This is a genomic window from Mesobacillus sp. AQ2 (genome assembly GCF_030122805.1).
GTDB classification, from domain to species: domain Bacteria; phylum Bacillota; class Bacilli; order Bacillales; family Cytobacillaceae; genus Mesobacillus; species Mesobacillus oceanisediminis_A.
This window is the reverse complement of sequence record NZ_CP126080.1, coordinates 2,498,193-2,521,422: the sequence shown is the minus strand read 5'-3', so window position 1 is coordinate 2,521,422 and position 23,230 is coordinate 2,498,193. Positions and strand designations below refer to the sequence as shown.

At 45.4% G+C, this 23,230-nt stretch carries 21 protein-coding genes and 1 pseudogene; 3 read left to right on the top strand and 19 right to left on the bottom strand.

Annotation, left to right across the window (positions count from 1 at the left end; all coding sequences use genetic code 11):
* The first annotated feature begins 51 nt into the window (after positions 1 to 51).
* Both QNH36_RS12620 and QNH36_RS12615 read left to right on the top strand, forming a co-directional pair.
* Complete coding sequence (locus tag QNH36_RS12620; RefSeq protein WP_283903593.1) at positions 52 to 1,371, top strand: ammonium transporter; 1,320 nt, start codon at positions 52 to 54, stop codon at positions 1,369 to 1,371.
* A 139-nt stretch (positions 1,372 to 1,510) separates the two neighbouring features.
* Positions 1,511 to 2,533, top strand: a complete 1,023-nt coding sequence (locus QNH36_RS12615; RefSeq protein ID WP_283903592.1) for an LLM class flavin-dependent oxidoreductase — start codon at positions 1,511 to 1,513, stop codon at positions 2,531 to 2,533.
* A 47-nt stretch (positions 2,534 to 2,580) separates the two neighbouring features.
* Here the strand turns inward: QNH36_RS12615 and coaW are convergent, their stop codons facing one another.
* The 19 genes and pseudogenes from coaW to QNH36_RS12520 form a co-directional block, all read right to left on the bottom strand.
* A complete protein-coding gene (gene coaW, locus QNH36_RS12610) occupies positions 2,581 to 3,384 on the bottom strand; it encodes a type II pantothenate kinase (RefSeq protein ID WP_283903591.1) in 804 nt (267 codons plus the stop codon).
* A gap of 241 nt (positions 3,385 to 3,625) precedes the next feature.
* A complete protein-coding gene (locus QNH36_RS12605; RefSeq protein ID WP_283903590.1) occupies positions 3,626 to 4,825 on the bottom strand; it encodes an ABC transporter substrate-binding protein in 1,200 nt (399 codons plus the stop codon).
* 90 nt (positions 4,826 to 4,915) lie between these two features.
* Entirely contained in the window at positions 4,916 to 5,623 is a 708-nt protein-coding gene (locus tag QNH36_RS12600) for an ABC transporter ATP-binding protein (protein WP_251540141.1), read from the bottom strand.
* On the bottom strand, positions 5,616 to 6,380 hold the full coding sequence (locus QNH36_RS12595) for an ABC transporter ATP-binding protein (RefSeq protein ID WP_283903589.1): 765 nt from the start codon (positions 6,378 to 6,380) through the stop codon (positions 5,616 to 5,618). The genes QNH36_RS12600 and QNH36_RS12595 overlap by 8 nt, the downstream gene beginning before the upstream one ends.
* Positions 6,381 to 6,382: 2 nt before the next feature.
* A complete protein-coding gene (locus tag QNH36_RS12590) occupies positions 6,383 to 7,408 on the bottom strand; it encodes a branched-chain amino acid ABC transporter permease (protein WP_251540137.1) in 1,026 nt (341 codons plus the stop codon).
* Entirely contained in the window at positions 7,408 to 8,271 is an 864-nt protein-coding gene (locus QNH36_RS12585; RefSeq protein WP_144481057.1) for a branched-chain amino acid ABC transporter permease, read from the bottom strand. The genes QNH36_RS12590 and QNH36_RS12585 overlap by 1 nt, the downstream gene beginning before the upstream one ends.
* 44 nt (positions 8,272 to 8,315) lie before the next feature.
* Positions 8,316 to 9,992, bottom strand: coding sequence for a long-chain fatty acid--CoA ligase (locus QNH36_RS12580; protein ID WP_283903588.1), 1,677 nt, complete (start codon positions 9,990 to 9,992; stop codon positions 8,316 to 8,318).
* Between the two features lie 23 nt (positions 9,993 to 10,015).
* Positions 10,016 to 11,734 carry an alpha/beta hydrolase fold domain-containing protein gene (locus QNH36_RS12575; protein WP_283903587.1) on the bottom strand — a complete coding sequence of 573 codons (1,719 nt, stop codon included), beginning with the start codon at positions 11,732 to 11,734 and terminating at the stop codon, positions 10,016 to 10,018.
* 5 nt (positions 11,735 to 11,739) lie between these two features.
* Positions 11,740 to 12,798: a phosphotransferase family protein gene (locus tag QNH36_RS12570; RefSeq protein ID WP_283903586.1), complete on the bottom strand. Its 1,059-nt coding sequence runs from the start codon at positions 12,796 to 12,798 to the stop codon at positions 11,740 to 11,742.
* 25 nt (positions 12,799 to 12,823) lie between these two features.
* Positions 12,824 to 13,993, bottom strand: a pseudogene (locus QNH36_RS12565) (thiolase family protein).
* A 15-nt stretch (positions 13,994 to 14,008) separates the two neighbouring features.
* Entirely contained in the window at positions 14,009 to 14,782 is a 774-nt protein-coding gene (locus QNH36_RS12560) for an SDR family oxidoreductase (protein WP_283903585.1), read from the bottom strand.
* Between the two features lie 12 nt (positions 14,783 to 14,794).
* Positions 14,795 to 16,000 carry an acyl-CoA dehydrogenase gene (locus tag QNH36_RS12555; protein ID WP_251540125.1) on the bottom strand — a complete coding sequence of 402 codons (1,206 nt, stop codon included), beginning with the start codon at positions 15,998 to 16,000 and terminating at the stop codon, positions 14,795 to 14,797.
* Positions 16,001 to 16,057: 57 nt separating this feature from the next.
* Entirely contained in the window at positions 16,058 to 17,203 is a 1,146-nt protein-coding gene (locus QNH36_RS12550) for an acyl-CoA dehydrogenase family protein (RefSeq protein ID WP_283903584.1), read from the bottom strand.
* 246 nt (positions 17,204 to 17,449) lie between these two features.
* Positions 17,450 to 17,857 (bottom strand): MaoC/PaaZ C-terminal domain-containing protein, encoded by a 408-nt coding sequence (locus QNH36_RS12545; protein WP_283903583.1) that lies wholly within the window; start codon positions 17,855 to 17,857, stop codon positions 17,450 to 17,452.
* Complete coding sequence (locus QNH36_RS12540; RefSeq protein WP_283903582.1) at positions 17,854 to 18,303, bottom strand: MaoC family dehydratase N-terminal domain-containing protein; 450 nt, start codon at positions 18,301 to 18,303, stop codon at positions 17,854 to 17,856. The genes QNH36_RS12545 and QNH36_RS12540 overlap by 4 nt, the downstream gene beginning before the upstream one ends.
* A gap of 17 nt (positions 18,304 to 18,320) precedes the next feature.
* Positions 18,321 to 19,082, bottom strand: coding sequence for a beta-ketoacyl-ACP reductase (locus QNH36_RS12535; protein WP_481825281.1), 762 nt, complete (start codon positions 19,080 to 19,082; stop codon positions 18,321 to 18,323).
* A 49-nt stretch (positions 19,083 to 19,131) separates the two neighbouring features.
* Positions 19,132 to 20,307, bottom strand: coding sequence for an acyl-CoA dehydrogenase family protein (locus tag QNH36_RS12530; RefSeq protein WP_251540120.1), 1,176 nt, complete (start codon positions 20,305 to 20,307; stop codon positions 19,132 to 19,134).
* Positions 20,308 to 20,480: 173 nt separating this feature from the next.
* Positions 20,481 to 20,792 (bottom strand): DUF3892 domain-containing protein, encoded by a 312-nt coding sequence (locus tag QNH36_RS12525; protein ID WP_251540118.1) that lies wholly within the window; start codon positions 20,790 to 20,792, stop codon positions 20,481 to 20,483.
* A gap of 81 nt (positions 20,793 to 20,873) precedes the next feature.
* Positions 20,874 to 21,767: a superoxide dismutase gene (locus QNH36_RS12520; protein ID WP_283903581.1), complete on the bottom strand. Its 894-nt coding sequence runs from the start codon at positions 21,765 to 21,767 to the stop codon at positions 20,874 to 20,876.
* Positions 21,768 to 21,918: 151 nt separating this feature from the next.
* On the opposite strand from QNH36_RS12520, the gene QNH36_RS12515 reads away from it, so the two are divergent.
* Positions 21,919 to 22,968, top strand: a complete 1,050-nt coding sequence (locus QNH36_RS12515) for a M42 family metallopeptidase (RefSeq protein ID WP_283903580.1) — start codon at positions 21,919 to 21,921, stop codon at positions 22,966 to 22,968.
* Positions 22,969 to 23,230 lie beyond the last annotated feature (262 nt).

Below are 23,230 nucleotides of genomic sequence, written 5' to 3'. Positions count from 1 at the left end.
CAATTAAATGACAAAATACATAAAACATCATTAATTAAGGGAGTTGAGCAAATGGATACTGTTTATTTATTGAATAGTTTATGGGTCATGATTTCTGCAGTATTGGTTATTTTGATGATTGGGGGGTTCATTTTACTTGAAACAGGTTCAACAAGGATGAAAAATGCTGGACATATAGCCGGTAAAACGATTTTAACATTCGGTATTTCCTCCATTGTTTTCTGGGCAGTAGGATATGGATTGATTTTCGGTGAAGGTAATTCGATTTTAGGATTCTCGGATTTCTTTTATTCAGGCTATGATGTTGAAGGGTTAGGCCTTTCAGGATCCGTCTTCTTCCTATTTCAACTGGCTTTCGCAGGAATTTCGATCACGATTGCTTTTGGCGGGTTTGCTGAAAGAGCGAAATTATCTGTATATGTTGTTTTCGCACTTTTATTTTCCGTCCTGGTTTATCCGTTTATTGCTCACTGGATTTGGGGCGGTGGCTGGCTTGCGGAGCATGGGAAACAGGATTTTGCCGGTTCGACTGTCGTTCACCTTACGGGTGCTATGGCCGCACTGGCAGCTACACTCCTGTTGAAACCTCGTTTAGGCAAATATAATCAAGATGGCTCGGCCAATAAAATTGAGGGCCATAACCTCGTATTCACCGCCTTGAGTGTACTCTTCCTTTGGGTGGGCTGGTTTGGTTTCAATGCAGGCAGCACGGTTTCGGTAGATGGTGCATTTTTCGGATTTGTGGCACTGAACACAAATCTTGCAGCCGCGGCTGGTACCATTGCTGCACTTGCTATTTCGTGGATCGTAATGGGAAAGGCTGATATCCCGATGATGCTGAATGGAACACTTGCCGGCCTTGTCGCAATCACCGCTTCCTGTGCCTTTGTTGATACCTGGGCAGCAGTTGTGATTGGATTGGTTGCCGGAATTCTCGTCTTCTACAGCATCAGGTTTTTTGAAAGCAAAAAGATCGATGACCCTATATTTGCTTTATCAGTTCACGGGGCAGCTGGAGTTTGGGGTACCTTATCGACTGGATTCTTCGCAACTCCAGAATTGGCGGCCGTCGGAAAACCCGGTTTATTTTATGGCGGAGGTTTTGACCAGCTGGGTGTGCAGGCTATGGGAGTTTTGGTTTCAGGTGCTTTTGCTTTCATTGTTTCCTATCTCATTTTATTGGGAATGAAAACAGCGATGAATGGCTTGCGAGTTACAGAAGAGGAAGAAAATATTGGGCTGGACATCAGTGAACATGGTAATTACGGATATCCGGAGTTTGTCAATATCGAAGCATCCATTAGAGAATCCAGCAGGGATTACAGGGCGGAAAATCCTTCTCTTGTAACGCAGCGGCCTTCCATTAATTAACTGCAAGGCCAACTGTCGATTCAAACCATTTTATTTTGATTACCGAAAGATTATTGTTACTATTGGATTGTATAATCGCTGGGGATGGTTAAAAGCTATTCCTGGCTGTTAATATTATTCAATAAAGGAAGATGTAATTATGACGGACGGCAAACGTTTAAACGATATCAAATTTTCTGTGCTAGATCTTGCTCCAATCATACAAGGAGGCACAGCTTCAGATGCACTTAAAAACACGCTTGACCTTGCCAGGCATGCGGAACAGTGGGGATATCGCCGCTACTGGCTGGCAGAACATCATAATATGCCTGGAATCGCCAGTTCTGCGACTTCGATGGTCATCGGACATGTAGCATCAGGAACATCCACGATCAGGGTTGGCTCTGGCGGAATCATGCTGCCAAACCATGCTCCGCTTGTAATTGCTGAACAATTCGGGACGCTTGAATCTCTTTTCCCGGGCCGGATTGACCTTGGACTCGGACGCGCGCCTGGAACCGACCAGGTGACAGCCTATGCTTTAAGGCGCGAACGACGCAGTGATGGCCAGGACTTTCCTGAGCAATTGGAAGAACTTCGAGCATACTTCAACCCGGAACTTGATTCACAATTTCGAAGTGTACGCGCCATTCCAGGTGAGGGATTGAACATTCCAATCTGGCTGTTGGGATCCAGTGGTTATAGTGCACAGCTTGCAGGACAACTCGGCTTGCCTTTTTCATTCGCCAGCCACTTCTCTCCTGAAAATACTTTAGGAGCTCTCAAGCTATATCGGAGGAATTTTCAGCCTTCTGATGTATTAGACCAGCCATATGCAATGGTTGGCGTAAATGTGATTGCAGGCGAAACGGATGAGGAAGCAGAATATCTGGCCACATCCATGCAGCAGCAATTCCTGAATCTTTTCAGGAATAACCCAAGTCCCCTGCTGCCGCCTGTGAAAGATTTTAATAACCAGGTCAGCGAATATGAAAAAATGCTGCTGGACAGCCGGATCGGTTCCTCGATTATTGGCGGCCCACAGACGATTAAAACCAAGCTTCAGGAATTCCTTGATGAAACTCAGGCAGATGAAATGATTATTAACGCACAAATTTTTGATCACAAAGCCAGATTGAAATCCTTTGAAATAGTCTCTGAAGTTTTTAAAGGAAACAGATAAAATTCAACAAAAGAGGAGGAGCCATAGTGGCTTCTCCTCTTTTGTCATTATGTGAGCATTGCCCCGATCGCCCCGCTAAACTCACCATTTTCCAGAAACACCGGATCTATTCCAGACATTTTACAATACGTCTTCAGATTTTCCCGGAGGAGTTGATTTCCTGCAAGAGTACTCCCGATAAAGACAGCCTGCTTTATGTTGTGAAGACTAGCAGCCTGGACAGTGAGAAGAATTAACGTTTCAGCGATCATATTGTTAAGGGAAGCCATTTTGTCAGCTGGAGAGCTTGAAGATATCTCTTGTGACTTCGCGAAATTGCCCGCTGTTAATTCACCATGAATCGGGGGTTTTTCCGGATAATAGATATCCTTCACGAGCAGGTCAACATTCCCCCTGTCCCCCTCAGCAGACAAACTTACCAGTTCGGAAAAGTCATCAGCTTCAGCGAAAATTTTCCCCAGTCCCATAAAAGTACCTCCGCCTATTCCGCTGCCGAGAACCCGTTCATACTGTTCCCCTTTAATTGTAAACCAGGAAGTGCCTGTACCGATGTTGACCAGTATGTAATGTTCGCTGGCAGTAATCGCTTGCTTCATTTTCAAATGCTTGCAGCCTTCGCATACAGCAGAAAATTCATCGACCACCTTTGCCTCCGGAAAATAATTGGCTTGAATGGTTCCTGCCTTTCCGCCTGTCAGATAGATTGGCTTATTTGATGCAGTGATTTTCAGCCACTGCAATGCCTCATCCAGTTCTGAATTGGGCTGTTTTCGAAAATGCATTCTCCCATTTTCTTCATATGCAATTTTGATTAGTGATCCTCCTGCATCAATTCCAATCCTATTATTCATGATAACCGCTCCTTTCAGGAACCGTACTGGCGATTTCTTATTACTTATTGTATGTCTTCGGAAAACATGAAAGCAACGAAAAAGCGGCAGTTCATCATAACTGCCGCTTCGATCTTTACTTGCCTCGCTTAATTAATTCTCAATTATACTTTTTAGAAACCAAAACTGCCTCACAACAAACCTTTGTTTTTACTCTAACCGGCTACTCAGATAAAGTATCTGCTATATATCTTACAGCAAATTAATCTGCTTTGATTGGAACAATTTTTCCATCCTCAATTGCCGCAACAATCAATTCACCTTCAAATCCGCCATTCGGGTCGATTTTTGGAATGACATAAACTTTTTTGTCATCTGGCAGGTTATCTAACCCATCCTGCATATGGGCCATGATTTTTTCAGGGTCATCCACAGACCCTGCCGCTTTTATGGCTTCGGCGAAAACATGCATGGCAATGTAATTCAAGCCAGCTTCAGAGCCTGGGTCTTCTTTGTATTTTGTATTGTAGTTCTTTACAAAGTCGGGAATGCCGGGACTTTCGGAATTGACTAGCGGCATGACACCAATTGCGCCGTTTAGGACCTCATACGTACCTGTCACCTTCTTCATTTCATCGAACTTTGCCTGGTCCATCACGATAAAACCACCCTTGAAGCCAAGTTCTCTGGCCTGCTTGGCAACTTTTGCAGTTGGTTCAGACGGTCCGCCGATAAAAAGTACGTCTGGTTTTTCCTTTAGTGCATTTGTGATGATGGTAAAGAAATCTGTATCCTTGGCAAAGTCGATTGATGAATTGTACACGACTTCACCACCGGATTTTTCCCAGTGAGGCTGGAGCTTTTCAGCCCAATCCTTTCCATACTGAGATGAAGTTGGCAGGAATGCGATTTTTTTGCCGAACTTCTCCATCGTATAATTCGTGAATGGCTCAAGATAGCCATCATAACGAGGAGGGATCCTGACCGTTAATTTATTTCCGACTTCCGTTACCTTTGGTTCACTTGTGTATGCGCCAATTATGAATTTATCCTGCTGGTTGAACACCTGCAAAGCAGCCACACCGCCGCTGTGCGGTGTGAAAATGATGGGTGTCTTATTTTCCTGCATGAGTCTTTTCGCATTCGCACCGGCTTCATTAGGCAAATACTTGTCGTCCAGGGAGACGACATTGAATTTATACTTCTTGCCATTCACTTCAATTCCGCCGGCATTGTTGATTTCCTCTGTTGCCATCTGGACACCATTCAATGTCCTTTCTCCATAAAACGCGGCAGGTCCGCTCAGCGGTCCAGTATATCCAATATTTATTGTCCCTTCACCAGACGCTGCTTCAGAACCCTTTCCTCCTGTATCTGTTTTTTCTGAGCTGTTGCAAGCGGCTAGACTGAAAATTAAGGCAAACATCACACTTAAGACCAACACCAATTTGGACTTCTTCATTGGTTTTCCCCCTTGAGTTTGAATTTTCAATATTCAGAAATTGATATTTGTACTGCTAGCCAACCACCTCCCCAAAAGAAAGAAGCAGTTCTAGGCACCGATATATGCCTTTTTTATTTCATCATTAGCAAACAATTCATCAGAAGTCCCTTCCAGTACTACAGATCCGTTTTCGAATACATAGCCTTTATCTGCAATTTTCAAGGCAGCATTCGCATTTTGTTCGGCCAGAAGGATTGTCGTTCCCTCCCGATTGATGGTCTGGATCACGTCAAACATTTGCTCAACAATAAGTGGTGCAAGTCCGATAGACGGCTCATCAAGAAGCAGCAATTTTGGCTTTGCCATCAACGCCCTCCCAATTGCAAGCATCTGCTGCTGCCCCCCGCTGAGTGAACCTGCCATATCATGCTGTTTTTCTTCCAGGATCGGAAACAGTTCAAACACATGATTCATCGATTCCTTTATTCCTTTTTTATGCTTTCTATGGACATAAGCGCCCATTCTCAAATTCTCCTGAATGGTCATTGATGGAAACAGCTTTCGGCCTTCCGCGCATTGGGCAATTCCTGATTGGACGATTCTATCCGGTGTGGTTTTGTTCAGGGATTTTCCCTCAAACAGAATGTCTCCTGAAGAAACTTTATTCAATCCGCTGATTGTCTTGAAAATTGTACTTTTCCCGGCACCATTGGCACCCAGAAGGACAACGATTTCCCCTTTAGAGACATCGAGGTTCACCTTGTCTACCGCTGTGTAGCTCCCATAATTCACTTTAACATCTCGCAGTTTAAGCACTGGCGCTCCCTCCCAGGTAGGCCTTGATTACAGTAGGATTATTCCTGATTTCTTCTGCATTTCCCTCGGCGATTTTTTCTCCGTAATTGAGGACCATTATTTTATCTGCAAGCTTCATGATCATTTGCATTTTGTGCTCAATCAAACAGACAGTAATCCCTTTATCGGCCATTTTTTTCATCAAAAGAGCCAATCCCTCTGTCTCATCAGGATTCACACCAGCTGCAGGCTCATCAAGGAACACAATTTCAGGATCTGTTGCTAATGCCAGCGCAAATGCCGTCCGTTTCTTTTCTTCCTGCGTGAGGCTTCCAACAAGTTTGTCAGCCACTTTTTCCAATCCTGCAAATTCGATTACTTCAAACGCCTTTTCGCGGCATTTCTCTTCTTCCCGCTTTAATCTTTTCGATCTGAACACTGCATCGAGCAAATTGGAGTTTGTCCTCAATCGATGTCCTACGGTCACATTGTCAAGGACAGTGGATTGTTCAAACAGATTGGTAGTTTGAAAGGTACGTGCTATACCCAGTTCTGCAATTTTATTTGATGGCAGATTTGTAATATCCCTGCCTTTAAAAATAATATGGCCTGATGTAGGAGGGTGAAAGCCGCTGATGAGATTGAAAAAAGTGGACTTGCCAGCTCCATTCGGACCTATGATCGCATTGATTTTTCCTTTTTCAATCGAAAAATCAACATCGTTAACAGCTGTCAAACCGCCAAATTTCTTCGTTAAATTCTTCGTTTCCAGGAACATCCTTACCCCTCCTTCACCTGTTTGTCTGTACTGATCGTATTTTGTGAATATCCCTCTTTTATCTCAGCTTTATGCAGCTTCTTTTCGGCGCGCTTTAAGCTCCAGCCGCCAATTGCCCCTGCGATTCCCCGAGGGTAAAATATGACCAGGAGTGTCAGCACAGGTCCGAAAATGAGCATCCGGTAATCCTGAAGGAACTGCAGCTGCTGGGAAATCCATACAACCAAAACGGTGCCGACAATAGGTCCGGATAACGTGCCAATCCCGCCAATCAGGAGGTATGTCAGCAAATCAAATGTGATAACGATATTTCCGATATCTGGCCCGATGAAACGGATGAATGACGCATATAGAGCTCCTGACAGTCCGGCGAAAAAAGTGGAAAGCACGAAAACTTCCAATTTATTTTTCATTGTTGAGATTCCGATAGTCTGCGCAAGGTCTTCACTATTGCGAATCGCAATATACGTCCTTCCGGTCAGGGAATGCACGATTCGATAAACAAACAGGATCACGAGAAGCAATATGGCCAAAACAAGATAATATTGTGACAGGGATGACTCGAATGAGATCGGTCCAATATTTGCCGGCGCGGGGATACCGATCAAACCGCGGACGCCTTCTGTCAAACTGTCCCATTTATCAATGACAAGGTAGATGATATACCCGACACATAGGGTATAGATGGCGAAGAAATGTTCCTTGGTCCTTAGGGCAATGACACCGACTAAAAATCCAATAATTGAGGTGATAAGAAGCGACAGAACAAAAGCAAGCCAGAAATTTATCTGGGCCTTTACCGTCAGGAGGCCCAATGAATACGCACCGATCGCAAAGAACCCAGCATGCGCCAGCGAGAGATAGCCTGTATAGCCCGCCAATAGGTTAAGCCCATAGACACCGATCATCCAGATGAACGACAGAGTCATTACATGGATGAAATAATCATTTTGGGTAACGAATGGAAAGGCAATCGCAAATAACAAAAGTGCAAGTATAATAGTACGTTTATTGATTACCTTCGCCATCAATGTCCCCCCTTGGCAAACAGGCCGGTTGGTTTTACTGTTAAAATGATGACCAGCAGGATGAACGCTATGATGTCTTTGTAATCATTAGAAATGTACGTGGCGCCGAGACTTTCACTGAAACCTAAAATATAGCCTCCAATAATCGCTCCGGGAATGCTGCCCATCCCTCCCAGAATGATGATGACAAAAGCCTTTAAGATTACCAGCTGGCCCATTCCAGGAAAAACGAGATTTATAGGCGCTGCAAGAGAGCTGGCTATTGCTGCAAGCCCTCCGGATATCAGGAATGTTAGCATTGCCACGCGGTTAGTATTGATTCCTACAAGATTCGCTCCATCCCGTTCCTGGGACATCGCAATGATCGTCGCACCCGTGAACGTCTTTTTCAGGAACAGGTAAAGCAGTACCATTACACCAATTGCTGCAATGATGATCAGCAGTCTTTGCATCGTGAAGGTCAGGCCGAACACCTGGACGACCTGGCCGTAAGGTGTCGGCATCATTTGGTAATCCGCGCCCCAGATGAATTGCGCGAAGGCTTCCAAAAATAACAGAATTCCAATTGCTGCGATTTTGTCATGAATCGGCGGGGCATGTCTTAAGGGATGGAAGACCAGTCGCTCCATCAGAACGCCGATTAATCCTACCGCGATGACAGAAACAAGAATGGCCAGCCAGTAATGAAGGCCGTATTGCACCATCATCATCAAGGTGATATATCCACCCATCATGTATAAAGCGCCATGGGCAAAGTTCGGGATATGAAGGATACCGTAAACAAGAGTGAGTCCAAGAGCGACAAGAGCATAAACACTGCCAATGGTAAGGCCATTGAACAGCTGCTGAACCAAAATCTCCATCAAGATCCTCCTTATAATTTAATAGCTGACGTGACGGAGCCTTTTTACCTCACCTGATTTTCAGCTTTTTCCCTCTCTTCCTCCTGAAGCTTCCGCCACAGGATCTTGCCGCTGCTGGTCATTGGGAATTGCGTCCTGAATTCTACCTCGCGAGGGTATTTATAAGCCGCCATATGCTGTTTGGACCATTCAATGATTTCTTCTTCGCTGATTTTGCCTTCATATCCATCATTTAAAATGACAAATGCTTTTACCGATTCGCCCCTTCTTGGGTCAGGTATTCCTACTACAACTGCTTGCTGGATGGCCGGATGCTTGTAAAGGTAAGATTCAACCTCTGTAGGCCAAACCTTATATCCAGATGCGTTGATCATCCTTTTAACACGGTCGACCATGAAATAGTAGCCTTCTTCATCATACCGGCCAATATCGCCTGTCCGGAAAAACTTCTTGCCATCAATCTCAATGAAGGAATTCCTGTTTTCGTCCTCCCTGTTGTAGTAGCCGACCATCACCTGTGGGCCATTTACGACAATTTCTCCTGCTTCACCAGGACCAAGTTCTTTTCCCGTAGCCGGTTCAATAACCCTCGCGTCTACGTCGAAGGATGGAATCCCAAGGCACTGCATTTTAGGACGATCTGGCGGATTGAAGTGTGTTTGGGCGATTGTTTCGGAAAGTCCATATCCTTCTACAAATCGCAGGCCAGTAAGTTTGTAAAGCTTTTCCCCCACTGCTTCTGGAAGAGCTGCACCCCCGCCTGATATCGATGTCAACGTGGCAATATCTTTTGGGTCCAGTTTTGGATTTGCCAGGAAATCGACAATCATCGTAGCGATCGCTACCCAGTGCGTGCATCCCTGGGATTTAATCAGTTCCACGGCTGCCTCCCGGTTCCATCTCGTCATCAGGACCATCGTGCTTCCGGAAAAAATCGGCATATGCATGCTGTGTACCATCCCGGTCACATGGAATAATGGCAGTGTCATAAGGTGAACGGCACTTGTTGTGGAGCTGGACCAGTGATAGGCACCGATGGTATTCGCCTGAACGGTCCGATTGGTATGCATGCAGCCTTTTGGAAGCCCGGTTGTCCCGGATGTATACGGAAGCACTACAATATCATCCGCTTTTGACGTATGGGTCCCTGGCTCATATTGTGCTGCAATGGCTTCTTTCCAATGGAAGTGCACTGGCTGTTCGTAAACTACCCTGGCTGCCTCGACCTCTGGAGGCACGACACCGTTAAAATCCCCTCCTTTGTAATCAGAATAGGCAGCAACCACGACATTCTGTAATGGGGTAGAACCAATCAGCGGCTCAACTTTGTCATAAAGCTCCTGCCCAACCAACGCCGAAGTAATCTCACAATCTTTAATGTAAAAGCTCAATTCATCTGCAGTCAGCATTGGATTGATGGGCACGACGACTGCATCAGCTCGTGAAATTGCATAGAATCCAATGACGAACTGGGGAGAATTTTGCATGAATAATAAAACTCTGTCTCCCTTTGCAACCCCAAGTTTCTGCTGGAGGAATCCAGCAAGCGAATTAACTTCTTCGTTAAGCTCACTGTATGAGATGGCGTTTCCATAGTAATAGATTGCGCTTTGGTCCGGATATCTCTCCGCACTGACTTTAAGATTTTCATAGAGTGATGTTTCGGGCAATGTCAGTGATTTAGAGATTTTCGGCCAGTGATCAAAGTGTAGATTAGGCATCGTCTAGTCCTCCTCAAAGATTATTATTCAACCGGATTAAGAGCACTTCTTTTTTTAATGGCTTCCGCAGCAGCCTTGATTGCTTCCTTTCCATCGGGCAAATATTCAGTCATCCCAAGGAAACCATGGAGCATCCCCGGAGCGCAGACATACTCGGTTTCTACGCCTGCATTCTTTAATTTCGCAGCAAAATGCTCTCCGCCATCACATAGTGGATCAAGCTCCGCAGTCAGGATATAAGCCGGCGGCAGCAGCGGGGTAATCTCATCTGGGATCAACAACGGCGCGGCCAGTGGATTTTGCGTATCTTCAGGTGAGTTTAAGTATTGTTCGCGGAACCAGGTCATTGTAGACTTGGTCAAATAATAGCCTTCACCGTATTTTTCATAGGATGGAGTATATTCAAAGCCTGTAGACGGGTAAAACAACATTTGATAAGCAATCGACGGTGTCTGTCTCTGGACAGCAAGGTAACTTACCACTGCTGCCAGGTTTCCTCCCGCGCTATCTCCTGCGACAGCGATAAAGTTTTCATCGATGTTCATTTCATCAGCGTTTTCAAACACCCATTTGGCAGCTAGATATGAATCCTCGACTGCAACCGGGAACTTGCTTTCAGGTGCAAGACTATAATCCACGGAAACTACGATACATCCAGCTTCATTGGATAAAGTGTGGCAAAGGGCATCATGTGTTTCGATATTGCCGATCACCCAGCCGCCTCCATGGTAGTAGACAATCGCGGGAAGCTTGGTTCCATCTGTTCCGTCTGGTGAATAAAGTCTTATCTTAATCTCATCCTTGTATCCCTGGATTTTGAAATCCTTTGTGTTTGCAAGTTTCTCAGCCTTGCTCATAAGTTTTGCAGACTGTTCAAACCCCTTTCTTGCTTCTGCAAGCGGAAGCTGCTCCAAGGGCGGCACTGGATTTTGAGCATAGGCTTCAAGCAACGCTTTTACTTCCGGCTTCAATGACGTACTTTCCTCTCCTTTTTTGTAAACGCTATCATTTGCCGCGTCAATAATCCTCTTTCTGTCTATCAGTATTGGAACCGTGGCAAAAACATTTTGCTGTGAAACAAATTCAATTTCCTGGTCAAAGCCATGTTTACTTAGCATCCGGCCGACTCTGGAGTCTTTTAGAATATCATCACTGTTTTGATTGTGGGCATGGTAGAAACAGCGCGCGGCATAAGCAGAATCCGTCAGGAAAAATTCCTTGTCATATTCCTTTATAAGGCAGTCAATGAAGCATCCGGCTCCATGGAAATCCTCTACATTGAACTCGTTCGAAGAACCAGAACAGACGACGACAATCGTCTCTCCCTGGTAATCTTTTAAAATATGATTGGCTACTGCCTTGCAGTTCATCAGCGACACTGCATAAACAGCCTTTGCTTCTGATGAATTTTTAAGCGCGACGGTTCCATTGGTGGTCGACAGGATGACGGACTTACCCTCGATTTTTTCTCTCAATTCCAGAGGATTTGGTGACAGAAACCCATCTATTGTTTTCCCCTGATACTCGCCGACGAGTAAGAAACGTTCTTTTTCCCTGTCTTCAGCTTCTTTTTCCGCTTCCTTTCCATCAAGGACCGGAATCACTTCTTTGGCACCGAACTCCAGAGCAGAGGTGATCGTGGAAGTTGCCAGAAGAACATCAAAGACGACAGCGATTTTGTTATCGGCCATTTTTTGCTTGTCGATGTCCTCTTTTTTTAGCAAAAGGTGAATCTTCATCATGTCCTTCACCCTTTCTTTGTTGCGGTATATAACGCATATTGGATCAGGCTGCTGACAAATGCATCAAGATGCGCAAACCTGCTATCCTTTGTCTGGCCCTTTTTCCACCTGTAATAAATTTGCTGGCAAATGACGGCAAGCTTGAAATAGGCAAATGTTTGGTAAAAATTCATGTTCGCAAGGTCCATGCCGCTTTTCTTCGCATACCGCTCCATGAAGTCATCACGGGTCATGAACCCTGGTATCACTGTGACCGGCGGTTTTCCCATCCCTCTTTTTAACAAATCGGAATCGTCCGGTTGAATCCAGTAGCTCATCGCCACACCCAGATCGGCCAGCGGGTCACCTACCGTCGTCATCTCCCAGTCGAAAAGACCGACCATCTTCGTTAAATCCTCATTGAACATGGAATTATTCAGTTTATAATCGTAATGAATGATCGCTGGCGTTTTGGATTCCGAAACATTCTTCAGCATCCATTGCTTTAAGTGCTCCACGCCCTCGACAATATCTGTTTCCGCCCGCTCATAACGGCGAATCCAGCCGATGACCTGCCGTTCCATGAAGCCTTCAGGTTTTGTCATTTCGGTAAGCCTGGTCTTCGTATAATCGATGCTGTGCAGCTCAACAAGGTGGTCGACCATCGTTTCCGAAAGGGATCTGCACATTTCATCAGTCGGCATGATGCCTTCAGGAAAGTCCGTATCAAGGACTATGCCGCGCTTTCTTTCCATCACGAAAAACGGACTGCCGATGACATTTTCATCAGCAAATAAATAGGGCCTGGGAGCAGCCGCAAAGTGAGGGCTAATCTCTTTAAGGATCTTGTACTCCCTTTCCATATCATGCGCTTTTGGCGCAACAGAACCGAGAGGCGGCCGCCTTAAAACCGCCTCCCATTCTGCGATTTTAAGCTGGTAGGTGAGATTTGATTTACCGAAACTGAACTGGTCGATTGTTAGAATGCCTTCTGGAAGATCAGGCAATTGCTCCCTCAGGTACTTTTCGATAACACTTGTATCCAGCTCTTCTCCTTGCCTGATTGGTATCGTATCAGAAGCCATAAGTGCCATTCCTCCTTTTGAAAATTTATTCACGTTCAATAATAGCCGCGATTCCCTGGCCACCGCCGATGCAGGCCGTAATCATTGCGTAACGCCCGCCTCTTCTTTCAAGTTCATAGACGGCTTTTGTCATCAGGATCGCTCCAGTAGCACCCAGTGGATGGCCATGGGCAATAGCACCGCCATTCACGTTGACCTTTTCCATATCCATATTGAGGTCCCGGTCGCAGGCAATCACCTGGGCTGCGAAAGCTTCGTTAATTTCAATCAGATCCATGTCGTCAAGATTAAGACCTGATCTTTCAAGAACTTTTCTAACGGCTGGTACAGGACCGATGCCCATGATGTTCGGGTCGACCCCTGCTATTGCCTGTTCCCTGATCACGGCCATCGGTTTCACACCTAATTCCTGAGCTTTCTCTCTTGACATTATGACTAGTGCGGCTGCAGCATCATTCAAGCCGGAACTGCTGCCGGCTGTAACCGTTCCTCCCTGTAAAAAGGCTGGCGGCAACTTGGAAAGTGCTTCAATTGTCGTTTGCGGCCTTGGGTGTTCATCCTTTTTAAAAACGATTGGCTCCCCTTTTCGGACCGGAATCGTGATTGGAACAATTTGCTTGTCAAAACGTCCATCAGCCATCGCGGCAGCCATTTTATGCTGGCTTGCCAGGGCGAATTCATCCTGTTCTTCTCTTGAGATCGAGTACTTTTCTGCAAGGTTTTCTGCTGTGATGCCCATTGGCGGATTGCCGATTTCCTCCGGTGACAGCCGGGACTTCCGGAAGCTTGGGGGAACGGGGCTGTATGGTTTGTCGGGTTTATCCATCAAGTATGGTGCACGGCTCATGCTTTCAATCCCGCCTGCAATATAGATATCCCCATCACCTGCCCTGATCGCCTGGGCCGCGAGAGTAACTGCGTTGATTCCCGATCCGCACTGCCGGTCAATCGTCAGGCCGGGCAATTCGAGTGATAGTCCTGTTTGCAGGGCGGTCAGCCGGGCAATATTGCCTCCGCCGCTGATGACATTCCCCATGATTATATCTTCGATCATTTCAGGCTGGACACTCGCCCTCCTGATAGCTTACTTTATGACTTCTGCTCCAAAGACATGGGCAGGTACCGTGGCAAGCGCTCCGCCCTGCCTGCCGATGGCTGACCTGACGGCCGAAACGATTACAGCTTCTCTTTTCAAAGCAGTATCCCCCTTCTAAAGAACATGTGTCCCGCCATCCACTACGACTATGTCTCCCGTGATGTAGTCTGAAGCCGGTGCCGCCAGGAATACAGCGACTCCCTTAAGGTCAGTATCAGAGCCGAATTTCCTTAGTGGCGTCCCTTCGAGAATAGACTGGCCGCCTTTTTCCAGCAGCCCTTTTGACATCTTTGTCGGAAAAAATCCAGGTGCTATTGCATTGACGTAGATGCCACGCGGTCCCCATTTTACTGCCAGGTCTTTTGTAAAAGTAATGACGGCTCCCTTGCTGGCGTTATAGCCGATCGCATCCATCACCTTTGGGTTTGAACCTTTCAATCCCGCCACTGATGCAATATTGATGATTTTGCCTGAACCTTGCTCTAGCATGACTTTACCTGCTGTCTGTGACATTAGGAATGTTCCAGTCACATTGACATTCATTACCTTTTGCCAGGCCTCCAGCGGCATCTCTTCCGCCGGCGCCCCCCATGATGCTCCGCTGTTATTGACGAGAATATCGATCCGGCCGAATTTCTCAACAGTTTGGTCTACGACATTTTTCACGTCTTCCGGGTTCGTGATGTCACATTTCAAAGCAAGAGATTCAACACCGATTTCCTTTAGTTTTTGGCTTACTTCCTCACATGCTTCGACTCGTCGCGAACAGACGACAACATTGGCTCCTGCTTCAGCAAAACCCACAGCGATCTGTTCGCCGAGACCGCGTCCGCCCCCAGTGACAATGGCGACTTTTCCTTTTAGTGAAAATAATTCTGATACATGCATTGCTGCTCCCCCTTACATATATTTTTTCAGTTCGTACCTTGCGATTGCGCGTTTGTGCACTTCATCCGGCCCATCCGCCAGCCTCAATGTCCTGATATTCGCCCAGGAAGCAGCTAGTGTGGTATCATCACTTACCCCGGCTGCGCCAAAAGCCTGAATCGCCCTGTCGATGATTTTCAACGCCATATTTGGCGCAACGACCTTGATCATCGCAATTTCTGCTTTCGCTTCTTTGTTTCCGACCGTATCCATCATGTAGGCAGCTTTCAATGTCAGGAGTCTGGACTGCTCAATATCGATTCGTGCTTCCGCGATCCATTCCTGGATGACCCCCTGCTCGGCAAGTTTTTTTCCAAAAGCGGTTCTCTCCAGGACCCGTTTGCTCATTTCTTCAAGCGCTCTTTCAGCCGCTCCAATTGTCCTCATGCAGTGGTGGATCCTGCCAGGACCAAGACGCCCCTGGGCAATCGCAAAGCCTTTCCCTTCATCCCAAAGCATATTGGAAGCAGGCACTCTGACATTCTTGTATTCTATTTCGGCATGGCCATGCGGAGCATGATCATAACCAAAGACTGGCAGAATTCTCTTAATTGTCACTCCCGGACTATCCAGCGGAACGAGAATCATAGATTGCTGCTCATGCTTTGGAGCATTTGGGTCATTTTTGCCCATTACGATCGCAATCTTGCAGCGCGGATCGCCGGCACCAGATGACCACCATTTTGTCCCGTTAATGACATACTCGTCACCATCGCGAAGGATGCTTGCCTGGATATTCGTTGCATCAGATGAAGCGACATCCGGCTCCGTCATGGAGAAGCAGGAACGAATCTCGCCGTCCAAAAGCGGTTTCAGCCATTGTTCTTTATGCTCTTCAGTTCCGTAACGGACCAGCACTTCCATATTCCCCGTATCCGGTGCAGCACAATTGAATACCTCTGGCGCGATGCTGGACCTTCCCATGATTTCGCAGAGGGGAGCGTATTCGAGATTTGTCAGTCCTTCACCATATTCGCTCTCTGGCAAAAACAGATTCCAAAGACCTTTTTCTTTTGCCTTTGCCTTCAGTTCTTCCATGATCGGAGGAACTCTTGAAAAAGGGTCATTCTTGTCAATTTGTTCTTTATACACCTGTTCATTCGGGTAGATGTATTCATCCATGAACTCCGTCAGCCTGGCCTGGTATCCCTTGACCTTTTCTGTATAATCAAAATTCATTTAGTCCACCTCTTTCTTTTTGTCTCTTGCATACTAACTAGTAGGTATGTTCCTTGTTTAATATTCTTTTTCAAGCTGTGCTGCTATGATGTTTTTCTGGATTTCGGATGTTCCCTCATAAATCCTTGTAATCCTGGCATCGCGGAAAAACCTTTCGACAGGATAGTCCGAAATATAGCCTAGCCCTCCGTGGATTTGAACAGCTTTATCAGCCACCCGGTTATACACTTCCGAACCATATAGCTTCAGCATGGCCGCTTCCTTGATGACCTTCTTGCCCGAATCCACCATCCAGGCGACTCGGTATGTAAGTGATCGAAGCGCTTCGATTTCAACCGCCATTTCCGCCAGCATATGGCTTACTGCCTGTTGCTTGATGATCGGTTTGCCGAACTGGATCCTTTCCTTTGCATAGGCAACCGACATGTCGAGAAGCTTCTGGCAGGACCCGAGATTGCGCGATGCAAGGCCCGCCCTTCCGTTTGCAAGTATTTTCAAGGCATTCACATAACCCTGTCCTTCTTCTCCAAGCATATTTTCAACAGGGACCTCGCAATCCTCGAAAACCAATTCAGCTGAATGAGAACCTTTGAGTCCCATCTTTTTTTCGACTTTGCCAAGCTTGAACCCCGGGAAGTCCTTCTCAACAATGAAGGAAGTGATGCCTTTCGCCCCTTTTTCAGGGTCTGTTACCGCCATCACTGTAAAAACACTTGCCTCTACAGCATTTGTAATATAATGCTTCAAACCGTTCAGAACGTATTTATCACCTTTTCTGACCGCAGTCGTCTTAAGGTTCGCCGCATTGGAACCAGCATCAGGCTCAGTGAGGGCGAAAGCGCCAATCTTTTCACCCCTTGCCATCGCCGGCAAGTATTTGCGTTTTTGCTGTTCGTTGCCGATTTCGACGATGCCAACCGTGCCTATGCCGGTATGCGCGCCTATTAAGGTGGTGTACCCGTTGTGTGTCTGGCCAATTTCCTCATAAAGTGCACATTTTTCAACCATGCCGATACCGAGTCCTTGGTATTCTTCTGGGATGCTGAGTCCAAAAAGTCCCATTTCCTTGGAAAGCTGGATGATCCGCTCTGGGATTTTGTCTTGCTCTTCAATTTGCATCGCAACAGGCTCGACTTCACCCTGGATGAAATCGCGGACATTGCGTTTTAATGCTAATAAATCCTCATTAAAGTCAAAATTCACCTGTGTTTGTCACCTCGTTTCTGGAAAAAACAAAAGTTTTTAATCGAAAGTACATCTTGCTGAATCAATTGGCAGCAGATATTCCGGAATTTTTGATTTTATTCCTTAAACTTGATCTTTTATTCCTGACTTTTTCTTTTTTTTTCTTAAAAATGAACTTATTTTCCTTAAAATCGTTTTATATTCCTAAATGCTGCACCACCTATAGCAATAAACCCAGCAATGCTATGCCGGGTTTAATTTGTATTAAGACGCATACAGATGGTACGAAACATCTCCCTTAATGACCTCATTGCCATTTTGGTTGATTGCACGGACGAGGAATCGGAGATTGTTTTCATTTTCCTCTGCCAGTTCTGCCTGGAGAGTGACAACGTCATTGAGGAACACCATTCCTCTGAAGCGGATCGTATAGTGCTGTATGAAACCTTCCTCGTGAAAATCAGTAAACAGTTTGGCCAGGTTGCCCATCGTCCACATGCCGTGTGCGATAATTCCCGGCAGTCCTGCCTTCTTTGCTTCTTCGTCGATTGTATGAATCGGATTATAATCACCTGATGCACCAGCATATTTAATCAAAGTGATACGATCCACCGGATCAAGCTGGATTTCCTTTAATGAATCACCAATCTTCAATTCTGCCAATCTACTCATCCAATCAGCACCTTCCTTACTGCTTCAGTAATAATTACTGTTTGTGTAGAGGTGAAAACCACCTGACCCATTTCGTCCTCGCCAAAGCTCTCCAGGACAAGGAACCCCATCTCTCCTTGAGTGCCTTTCTTTTCAAAGTAATTTTTCACTACGGAGTAGCATGTGATTTCTTCACCTACCAATAATGGACGCTCGTAATGGTATGTTTGTTCACCATGGATCAGTCCTTTATTGGGAAGGTTCAGTCCGTCGATTGCGCCATAGTCAAAAACCCTCGGGAATGTCGGCGGCGCGATGTTTCTGCTGTATCTGGAGTTCTTGCCGGTTTCTTCGTCCACGAAAATGGGATGCAAGTCCCCGATGGCTTCAGCGAACTTTTTGACAGCGCCGCGCTCGACCATGTTTTTCACTTTATTCGATTGCTTGCCAATATGCTCTTTGAACATTGATCCTTCACCTCGCGTTAATTTTTAGGCCCGCCTGCTACATAGATGACCTGCCCATTTACAAAGGATGATTTTTCATCTGCAAAGAATGCGACAGCATTGGCAATATCCGCTGGTTTTCCGCTTCTGCCAACCGGAATGCCTGCCACACTGTGTTTAATCAAATCTTCAAAAGAGATGCCAATTCGGGCCGCAGTTTCTTTTGTCATTTCTGTTTCGATGAACCCTGGTGCGACCGAGTTCGCAGTTATACCGTAACGCCCCAGCTCAATGGCCAGGGTTTTGGTGAACCCCTGAAGACCTGCCTTGGCTGCTGCATAGTTTGCCTGTCCTCGGTTTCCAAGTGCGGAAGTGGAAGATATATTGATGATTCGGCCATATTTCTGTTCGACCATGTACTTCTGTGCAGCCCTGGCTGCATTGAAGGATCCCTTCAAATGGACATCCATGACAGTTTGCCAGTCAGAATCAGTCATTTTGAAAAGAAGGTTGTCACGAATAACACCCGCATTGTTTACCAGGATATCAACAGAACCAAAAGTGTCCTTCACCTCTTTGAATGCTTGTTCAACTTGCTCTGCGTCAGTAACATTCGCTACCTTTGAGTAGACTTCATATCCCTTTTCATTAAGTTCATTCGTTGTATCTGCAAGAGCTTCCTCATTCAAATCAATAAAAGCAACTTTAGCTCCTTCTTGCGCGAAAAGCTGGACGATTCCTTTTCCGATTCCCCGGCTTCCTCCTGTTACAAAAGCCACTCGGCCATCAAATCTTCCCATAATAATTCCTCCCTATCGAGTCAACTGTTAACGCTTACAAATTCACTTATTAAACAAACTGCCCAATTTTTACATGTCCTTTTAACAGGTCCCTGGCGATGATCATGCGCTGGATTTCATCTGTTCCATCGTAAATTCTCCAAAGCCTGGCTTCACGATACCAGCGCTCGATTGGCAATTCCCTTGTGTATCCCATACCGCCATGTATTTGCATGACGCGGTCCACTACCCTGTTCCCCATATTCGAGCCATACAATTTAGCCATCGAGGCCATATGCCTGTTATCTTCACCTGCATCCAGCGTATAGGCGGCGTTCAATACCAGCCACCTTGCTGCTTCGATTTCAACCGCCGAATCAGCAATCATCCACTGGATGGCTTGTCTTTCAGCAATCGGTTTGCCAAAGGTGATGCGTTCTTTTGAATAGTCAATCGCCATTTGCAGAAGACGTTCTGCAGATCCGATTGCCCTTGCACCAACAACCCACCTTGCAAAGCCAATCCATTCAAGTCCCAATTTGTAACCGCCATCAACTTCACCAAGAATGTTTTCTTCTGGCACGCGGACATTATCAAACACAAGACCGGCTGGACCCCACTCACCCATCGTATGTATATATTCCGACTTCCAGCCCATATCCCGGTCGACGATAAAGCAGGTCACTCCATCACGGCCGGTTGCACGATGCTTCTCCTTATCGGTAATGGCAATGACCATGACAAAGTCCGCTTCATTTCCGCCCGTTATAAACGTCTTTTCCCCATTCAAAACCCACTCATTGCCGTCTTTGACTGCGGTCATTTTAATATTTCTTGTATCCGATCCCGCGCCTGGCTCTGTCATTGCGAAGCAGGACTTTTTCTCGCCGTTGATGGTTGGGATCAAATATTTCTGCTTTTGTTCCTCGTTTCCGTAGTAAAGAATATTATCTGCTGACCCACCGAATTGGAAAGGAACGAAGGTCTTTGAAATTTCCATCAATACGATGGCCATCATCATTTGACCAAGATCGGCACCGCCATATTGTTCAGGTGTATTGATTCCCCAGAAGCCTGCTTCCTTTGCCTTTAATTGCAGCTCCTGTAATTTACCTGGCGGAAGGCTTGGCCGTCCTTCTCTTTCATTCCTGAGAACCTCATTTTCCAAAGGCACCAGTTCTTTTTCAACGAACCTGCGGATGGTCTTCTGGACCATTTTTTGTTCTTCTGTAAGGCGTAAATGCATTCAAGTCACTCCCCTAACTTTTTCTTATAAATCTGCATCTCTATTAAAATTGTATGTTACAATCCTTTTTCACATACCTACCGGTTGGTATGTTAGTGTTAATTTTAGATTGAAATTTCTGAAAAATCAAGTTTTTTATTAATGAAAACAAAAATAGCAGGGAAGATTCCCTGCTAAAAATCGGGCAGCTGATCAAGATTGTTTTCTTTGATTCCATCAGGCTCACTTCTGAGAATATCCCGTCCGTATTTATGGAATACATCCACATGGGCCAGTCTGCCAGCCTTTGCTTCATTAAGGGCAGTGACATAATCCAACTCCCTGCCATTATCTGTCTTAAATGCGATCAGATCCCCGTCGTCATTTTTCCGGACAGCCACAATTTGCTCTTTCCCGGGCTGGTCTGTGTTTGCTTCAATTTCAGCCTGTGCACTGCTTTGCTCCTTGTATTCCTTGTAGATCTGGTTGAAATCTTTATTATCCAAAATACCACCTCCCGAACATATGTTTAGTCTTTGCCAAAGAGAAGCATTTATACAAAAAAAGAGTGACGATCCGTCACTCTTCTAAAATGCCTGCCAAGCTAATGTCCTGGCTTTATTGAACCGCTGCTCGACTTCCTTCCAGTTGACGACATTCCACCAGTTTTCAACATATTTAGCTCGTTCATTTTTATATTGCAGATAGTAGGCGTGTTCCCAAACATCCAGAACGAGAAGTGGAACAACATCCCACTGTGTCAGGTTTTGATGCTTTTCAGCCTGGAGAATTTCGAGACGGTGGGAACGCGGAGACCAGACAAGGATGGCCCACCCTACAGCTTCGACATTTTTAGCGGCTTCTGTAAAATGTTTTTTAAAGCCTTCAAAGCTGCCGAATGTATCATTGATTGCTTTGCTAAGCTGTCCTTTTGGAGCTCCCCCGCCATTCGGGACCATAATGTTCCAAAAAATCGTATGGAGGTAATGTCCTGATCCGTGGAAAGCTGCTTCCCTTTCCCAGTGTTTGATCAAAGAGAAGTCACCGGTTTGCCTGGCTTTCTGCATTTCTTTTTCAGCTTTGTTTAAGCCATCAACATAGCTTTGGTGATGCTTTAAGTGATGAAGTCTCATGATCTCTCTATCGATCACAGGCTCGAGCGCATTATAGGCATAAGGCAGTGGCGGCAATTTGTGACCTCCTATTGGCACCGGCTGTAGTCTCTGCGCTTGCTGGCGGCCAATTTCAGGGTCATTCGCATAATCTGTAAGTTCGTCAAATAATTTTCCCGCTTCTGCATATATCTGTTCCTCATCCAAGTTGCTTTCTGCTTTCTTTTTCAAGGTGAAAAAGTTTTCTTCCCATTTTTTTAACGAGTCTTGATCACCAGATTCTCTAAGCTGAGCCTTAACGGAGTCCCATTTCTCTTCCATTTCCCTGCACCATTCCTGCAATGAATACCTAAACCAATACCCGTTCATTTAATCGCCTCCCCAAAACTACATCCATAATCAAAATATGAGCAGACTGGTTTAGGGATTACAGGAATTAAAGATAAATGGTACTTTGCTTCGGGAAAAAAGCTTATAATATTAATTATGTGAGAATTTATTTTAGGGAGGAATTTCATTTATGGCATACCCAAATACGGATGAGACGGTGAATCTGATAAAGGAACTGGTCAGCATCCCGAGTCCTTCAGGAAATACCAATGAAGTGATTACATATGTAGAGAATTATTTAAAGGAATTGCAGGTAGAAACAAAAAGAAACCGCAAGGGCGGGTTGACTGCTAGCTTGCCAGGTAAAGATCAGCAAAATCATAGGATGCTGACTGCCCACGTCGATACTCTTGGAGCCATCGTAAAAGAAATTAAGCCAAGCGGACGCCTTAAGCTTGATTTAATCGGCGGCTTTAAGTACAACTCCATCGAGGGCGAATATTGCGAGATTGAAACTTCAAGCGGCAAAAAGTTCACGGGAACAATTTTGATGCACCAAACCTCCGTACATGTCTATAAGGATGCCGGGAAAGCTGAGCGCAATCAGGATAATATGGAAGTGCGAGTTGATGAAAAAGTACATAACGCTGATGATGTGAGAGCACTTGGCATCGAGGTTGGAGATTTTGTTTCTTTTGATCCTCGTGTACAGCTAACACCGTCCGGATATATTAAATCGCGTCATCTGGATGATAAAGCAAGCGTAGCGATCCTGCTTCAGCTAATCAAACAAATGAAAAGCGAAAACATCGAATTGCCATATACGACTCATTTCCTGATTTCAAATAATGAAGAAATCGGTTATGGAGGCAACTCGAACATCACTTCGGAAACAGTTGAGTACCTGGCGGTGGATATGGGGGCAATGGGCGATGGCCAATCTACCGATGAATACACGGTTTCCATTTGTGTGAAGGATGCGAGCGGCCCTTATCATTATGAACTTAGAAAAAGGCTGACACAACTGGCTATTGACAATGGAATCGGCTACAAACTCGATATCTATCCGTTTTACGGATCGGACGCTTCAGCCGCGATCCGTTCTGGACATGATATCATCCACGGTTTGATTGGGCCCGGAATCGATTCCTCACATGCATTTGAAAGAACACATAAAGATTCTATTGAAAATACAGCTAAGCTGCTTTATCACTATGTGCAATCTGAAATGGTCTTATAATTGTAAGGCTCTTTTCTCAAACTTTGTTGCTATTGACTACTAAATTGGATTGAATGACCTAGTTTTCTTTATAAAATTCAAGCTTATTATGAGAAAAGAGCTTGCACACTTAAAAACGAACTGCAAAATTGCTTATAGCACGTTAAAATCGGCTTTAAGATTTTAACAACAATCTTTACGAAAACAGCCAATTTTAAAAAGGAGATGCGCTTCGTTATTGAAGCGTATCTCCTTTTTTCCTAGTTAATAGGTGTAATCTTAT

What these genes read in the sequence shown, in the direction of transcription:
- QNH36_RS12615 (WP_283903592.1), top strand. Translation starts at nt 1,511, where the DNA reads ATGACGGACGGCAAACGTTTAAACGATATCAAATTTTCTGTGCTAGAT.
- QNH36_RS12520 (WP_283903581.1), bottom strand. Translation starts at nt 21,767, where the DNA reads ATGAACGGGTATTGGTTTAGGTATTCATTGCAGGAATGGTGCAGGGAA.
- QNH36_RS12575 (WP_283903587.1), bottom strand. Translation starts at nt 11,734, where the DNA reads ATGATGAAGATTCACCTTTTGCTAAAAAAAGAGGACATCGACAAGCAA.
- QNH36_RS12545 (WP_283903583.1), bottom strand. Translation starts at nt 17,857, where the DNA reads ATGAGTAGATTGGCAGAATTGAAGATTGGTGATTCATTAAAGGAAATC.
- QNH36_RS12605 (WP_283903590.1), bottom strand. Translation starts at nt 4,825, where the DNA reads ATGAAGAAGTCCAAATTGGTGTTGGTCTTAAGTGTGATGTTTGCCTTA.
- QNH36_RS12590 (WP_251540137.1), bottom strand. Translation starts at nt 7,408, where the DNA reads ATGGCGAAGGTAATCAATAAACGTACTATTATACTTGCACTTTTGTTA.
- QNH36_RS12580 (WP_283903588.1), bottom strand. Translation starts at nt 9,992, where the DNA reads ATGCCTAATCTACACTTTGATCACTGGCCGAAAATCTCTAAATCACTG.
- coaW (WP_283903591.1), bottom strand. Translation starts at nt 3,384, where the DNA reads ATGAATAATAGGATTGGAATTGATGCAGGAGGATCACTAATCAAAATT.
- QNH36_RS12595 (WP_283903589.1), bottom strand. Translation starts at nt 6,380, where the DNA reads ATGTTCCTGGAAACGAAGAATTTAACGAAGAAATTTGGCGGTTTGACA.
- QNH36_RS12515 (WP_283903580.1), top strand. Translation starts at nt 21,919, where the DNA reads ATGGCATACCCAAATACGGATGAGACGGTGAATCTGATAAAGGAACTG.
- QNH36_RS12540 (WP_283903582.1), bottom strand. Translation starts at nt 18,303, where the DNA reads ATGTTCAAAGAGCATATTGGCAAGCAATCGAATAAAGTGAAAAACATG.
- QNH36_RS12555 (WP_251540125.1), bottom strand. Translation starts at nt 16,000, where the DNA reads ATGAATTTTGATTATACAGAAAAGGTCAAGGGATACCAGGCCAGGCTG.
- QNH36_RS12620 (WP_283903593.1), top strand. Translation starts at nt 52, where the DNA reads ATGGATACTGTTTATTTATTGAATAGTTTATGGGTCATGATTTCTGCA.
- QNH36_RS12570 (WP_283903586.1), bottom strand. Translation starts at nt 12,798, where the DNA reads ATGGCTTCTGATACGATACCAATCAGGCAAGGAGAAGAGCTGGATACA.
- QNH36_RS12530 (WP_251540120.1), bottom strand. Translation starts at nt 20,307, where the DNA reads ATGCATTTACGCCTTACAGAAGAACAAAAAATGGTCCAGAAGACCATC.
- QNH36_RS12585 (WP_144481057.1), bottom strand. Translation starts at nt 8,271, where the DNA reads ATGGAGATTTTGGTTCAGCAGCTGTTCAATGGCCTTACCATTGGCAGT.
- QNH36_RS12560 (WP_283903585.1), bottom strand. Translation starts at nt 14,782, where the DNA reads ATGCATGTATCAGAATTATTTTCACTAAAAGGAAAAGTCGCCATTGTC.
- QNH36_RS12535 (WP_481825281.1), bottom strand. Translation starts at nt 19,082, where the DNA reads ATGGGAAGATTTGATGGCCGAGTGGCTTTTGTAACAGGAGGAAGCCGG.